This window comes from Xanthovirga aplysinae, assembly GCF_009711365.1.
Taxonomy (GTDB): domain Bacteria; phylum Bacteroidota; class Bacteroidia; order Cytophagales; family Cyclobacteriaceae; genus Xanthovirga; species Xanthovirga aplysinae.
Genome location: NZ_SMMB01000821.1, coordinates 1 through 4,333 on the forward strand (window position 1 = coordinate 1; position 4,333 = coordinate 4,333).

Here is a 4,333-nt window from a genome sequence, read left to right on the forward strand (position 1 = left end):
AAAAAAATAAAAAAAAAATTACATCCTTTTTGAAAGAAGGATAGATTATAAAAAAGAAAAGGATATATGGTGTTGATGATCAATGTGTTATTTTTTTATACTCGCTTTTCTCTGTCTTAACTTTTAAATGAAAGAAAATTCTGAATTTTTCAAAGATTTTATAGATTTTTAGAAAGGTGAGCTCCATTTTGCTTTCAATATGCTGATTTGTGATAGTTTGTTCAATATTGGAAAAGGGGTTTTCTGGGTAAATAAATATTACATATTTAAAAAAGTTTGTGCAAGGATTACATTCATAATTAAACAGTAGCAGATGCAAAGTAAAAAAAGTCATTTGAATAAAAGGCCAATTAAGGTAATGTTCGTTTGTCTGGGAAATATTTGTCGTTCTCCTCTGGCCGAGGCTATTTTTAAGAAGCAGATCCAGCAGGCTGATCTGATGGACAGTGTGTTTTGTGATTCTTCCGGTGTTTCTTCTTATCATGTGGGGAGTGGTCCAGATAAGCGATCTGCAGCAAATGCACGAAACCATGGCATTGAGATAGTTCATAAAGCGCGCCAATTTACAATCCAAGATTTCAAGGAGTTTGATCAAATTATTGCAATGGATAGTAGTAATTTTGAGCACATCGTCTCAATGGAAAATAAGGACCAGGAATTTAAATTATTTCGGATGCGGGAATTTGATCCTAAGTCTAATGGGAAACTCGATGTGCCAGACCCTTATTTTGGAGGGGAGGGTGGTTTTGAGGAAGTATTTCAGATTTTAGACCGAAGCCTTTCAAATTACCTGGATTATTTGATTGAAGAGTATCATTTAAAATGAGGGAAAAAGGAAATCTTGACCATTTTTTTGAAGAAGTACTCAGACAAAAATTACAGCCTACTGTAAAACTCCTGGGATTTTCCCCTGTAGGTGGTGGTTGTATAAGTCAGGCTATGAAGTTGGAAACTTCTCATGGTAACTTTTTTATTAAATGGCAGGATGAATCAAATCTAGCTCTTTTTGAAGCCGAAGTGGATGGCCTCAAGCGTTTAGAAGATTCTGGAGCGGTATGTGTTCCCCGAGTTTTGGGTATTGGGCAAATTGATCAGCAAGCATTTATTCTTATGGCTTATCTAGTGCCGGGCCGGGCAGTAAGAAGTTATTGGGAAGATTTAGGGACATCACTAGCCAAGTTGCATCGGAATTCAGGTGTCACCTTTGGGTTAATTAAAGATAATTTTATTGGAAGTCTTCCCCAATTGAATCAACCTTCAGAAAATTGGCTTACATTTTTTATCAACCAACGACTGGAGGTTCAATTGAAGTTGGCCCTGGAAAATAGTTTAATTGATTTGGCCTTCTTAAAGAAATTCCGGTCTATTTACCCTTTGTTTAATGGTATTTTCCCGAATGAATCGCCCTCACTTCTTCATGGTGATCTTTGGAGTGGGAATGTTATCATTGGCCCTGAAGGAAAGGCATGTTTGATAGATCCAGCTGTCTATTATGGGAATCGGGAAGCAGAGATTGCCTTTACAAAACTTTTTGGCGGATTTGAACTGGGCTTTTACCAGAGCTATCATCAGTCCTTTCCCTTGCAACCTGATTTTAAAACAAGGGAAGGTATCTATAACCTTTACCCATTACTTGTTCATGTTAATTTATTTGGGACTTCTTATCTTCCAGGAATTAAACAAATCATTCATCGTTTCCAGACTGGAGGATGAAAGTAAATCTTTTTTTAATTTCCTTTCTTTTAAACTTTTCTAAGATCACTTACCACAATCTGGTAATTATGACGAGTTTTTTGTTCAAGCAATAGCTGTTTTCCACTAGTAAAATCCTCCAGGCCTTCTTCCTTATAATTCTTAACCGTAATTAATTGCAAATCCTTATTGTATAATATATTGAAGTCCGTCTTTAGAAGATCTCTTAATTTATTGACCTTTTCTTCGTCATTATCCACGCATATAGAAAAAGAAACCGCAGAATTTTGCATCATGTTAATTTTTATGTTGAGTTGGTCTAAGACGTGAAAAATCAAACTTAAGTTCTTCTCTTCTATGAAACTAAAATCCTTTACCTGAAAAGAAATTAAGGTTTGATTCTCCTTAAAAATGATGGATTGCGAATGGGCTACCTGATAATCGTGGATTTTGGTCCCTTTTTCTTTCGGCTTTTCAAAAGATTTTACCCAAAGGGGGATTTTTTTGTTGGCTAGGGGTTTAATGGTTTTGGGATGTATCACGGAAGCTCCATAATAGGACATTTCAGCAGCTTCCGTGTATGATAGGTCGTCAAATTTGGTAGCATTTTTTATTCTTTTTGGGTCTGCAGTCATGATTCCAGGAACATCTTTCCAAATGGTAACTGAATTGGCTGCAGTGCAACAAGCTAGAATGGCAGCACTGAAATCGGAACCTTCACGCCCCAGGGTAGTAGTTTCTCCTAAATCATTACCTGCTATAAAACCTTGAGTTAATACAACTCCCTGTTGCAGTAAATCGGTGAATTTTCCTTTTATCCTGAGTTCTGTTGCCTCCCAATCAACTTTTGCTTCTTTATAGTTACTGTCCGTTTTTATAAATTGACGGGCATCAACCCATTGACAGGAAATATTTTGTGTATTGAGGTAAGCGGCTACAATTTTTGTGGAAAGAATTTCCCCGAAACTGACGATTTGGTCGTATAGCCTGCTTTGGAAATGTGTAGGAACTTCTTCCAAAAGGCAGTTTTTTAATTTAAAAAACCATTGCTCTAAGGTTTCAAAAATGCTGTGTTTTGGATCAGAAAATAGCTCCTGGCAAATCTGGTGATGTTGGGAATAAAGGTTCTGAATTTTAGGGTGGTAGTTTTTTATTTTTAGCCTTTCTTCTAAGATTTCTTCCAGGGCATTTGTGGTTTTTCCTAATGCCGAAACTACTATAATTAGAGGGCCATTTGATTGGTCTTTAATTATATCGACCAAATTCTTTATCCTCACTGCGCTTTCTATAGATGCCCCTCCAAACTTGTAGATTTCCATTTCTGCAATCGATTTAAATTAATAAAATGAGCGGTTTTTGCTTGAAAAATTGATAACTTTGATTGTCAATTCTAAAAAACGTTCTCAATTTATGAAAAATACTCAATTAGGGCTACCAATCGGGACAACCCTTGACCGTTTTATCAAAAGTAAGCAAGACGATTTTTCTTTTGCTACTGGTGAATTATCTCAGCTTTTAAGGGATATTGCATTGGCAGGTAAAATAGTGAACCGGGAAATAAACCGGGCAGGTTTGATTGATCTTGGTGGTGCCTATGGGAAACAAAATGTGCAGGGGGAAGACCAGCAAAAACTGGATGTTGTTGCAGATATCCGTTTTATTAGGGCTCTAAAAAATGGAGGAGAAGTTTGTGCCATGGTTTCTGAAGAAAGGGATGAAATTATAGAGTTAGATAATCCGGGAGGAAAATATGTAGTGGCAATTGATCCTTTAGATGGATCCTCAAATATTGATGTAAATGTCTCTATTGGTACTATCTTTTCCATTTATAGAAGAAAAAGTCCAGTAGGTGGTGAAGTGACACATGAGGATGTTCTCCAAAAAGGGAGTGAGCAGATTGCAGCTGGTTATTTGTTGTATGGATCTTCCACTATGATGATTTATACAACAGGAAGGGGTGTTTTCGGATTTACTTATGAACCTTCATTGGGTGAGTATTTTCTTTCTCATCAAAATATCTCTATTCCTAAACAAGGGAAGATTTATTCTGTGAATGAAGGATCTTATAATGATTTTGAGAGTCCGTTGAAAGATTACATCTCTTATTGTAAGGATCAGCGTTATGCTGGACGGTATATAGGGTCCTTGGTGGCTGATTTCCATCGTAATTTATTGAAGGGGGGAATTTATATATATCCTAACACAGGCTCATATCCAAATGGAAAGTTACGTTTGTTGTATGAATGTAACGCATTGGCATTTATAGTAGAACAGGCTGGAGGAAAAGCCACTGATGGAAAAGGTAAAAGGATTATGGAAGTCGAACCCACTGAGTTACATCAAAGAGTACCATTTTATGTAGGATCGGTTGAAATGGTTGAAAAAGTAGAGAGTTATTTAAAGGAAACAGTTTAATAAATTTTTACTCTCTATTTTTTTGCTTAACTTTTCATAAATAGTTGTAGATTGATTTTGTGGATTAGGGGTTTCGGTAAAAGTATTTCATGCTTAACCGAAACCTCTTTTCATTTTAAATATGCAAATTGGAGGGAGTGGTTAATGAAAAATATACAGAGGAGAATGATGTGCCTATTACAAAATACTCTATATTCCAAATTGGAGAAAACAAAATTAAAAGCAG

The 4,333-nt window shown here is 36.0% G+C and carries 4 protein-coding genes; 3 read left to right on the forward strand and 1 reads right to left on the reverse strand.

The window, feature by feature from the left end:
* Positions 1-313: 313 nt before the first annotated feature.
* Together E1171_RS06225 and E1171_RS06230 are read left to right on the forward strand one after the other, a co-directional pair.
* Positions 314-826 (forward strand): low molecular weight protein-tyrosine-phosphatase, encoded by a 513-nt coding sequence (locus tag E1171_RS06225; RefSeq protein ID WP_155205150.1) that lies wholly within the window; start codon positions 314-316, stop codon positions 824-826.
* Positions 823-1,713, forward strand: a complete 891-nt coding sequence (locus tag E1171_RS06230) for a fructosamine kinase family protein (protein WP_155205151.1) — start codon at positions 823-825, stop codon at positions 1,711-1,713. Before E1171_RS06225 ends, E1171_RS06230 begins: the two co-directional genes overlap by 4 nt.
* Before the next feature lie 29 nt (positions 1,714-1,742).
* On the opposite strand, the gene E1171_RS06235 is transcribed toward E1171_RS06230, so the two are convergent.
* Positions 1,743-3,011 carry an aspartate kinase gene (locus E1171_RS06235; protein WP_155205152.1) on the reverse strand — a complete coding sequence of 423 codons (1,269 nt, stop codon included), beginning with the start codon at positions 3,009-3,011 and terminating at the stop codon, positions 1,743-1,745.
* 91 nt (positions 3,012-3,102) lie between these two features.
* On the opposite strand from E1171_RS06235, the gene fbp reads away from it, so the two are divergent.
* The gene (fbp, locus tag E1171_RS06240) at positions 3,103-4,107 is read left to right on the forward strand and encodes a class 1 fructose-bisphosphatase (RefSeq protein ID WP_155205153.1); all 1,005 of its coding nucleotides are present in this window, start codon (positions 3,103-3,105) and stop codon (positions 4,105-4,107) included.
* Positions 4,108-4,333 lie beyond the last annotated feature (226 nt).

What these genes read in the sequence shown, in the direction of transcription:
- E1171_RS06235 (WP_155205152.1), bottom strand. Translation starts at nt 3,011, where the DNA reads ATGGAAATCTACAAGTTTGGAGGGGCATCTATAGAAAGCGCAGTGAGG.
- E1171_RS06230 (WP_155205151.1), top strand. Translation starts at nt 823, where the DNA reads ATGAGGGAAAAAGGAAATCTTGACCATTTTTTTGAAGAAGTACTCAGA.
- E1171_RS06225 (WP_155205150.1), top strand. Translation starts at nt 314, where the DNA reads ATGCAAAGTAAAAAAAGTCATTTGAATAAAAGGCCAATTAAGGTAATG.
- fbp (WP_155205153.1), top strand. Translation starts at nt 3,103, where the DNA reads ATGAAAAATACTCAATTAGGGCTACCAATCGGGACAACCCTTGACCGT.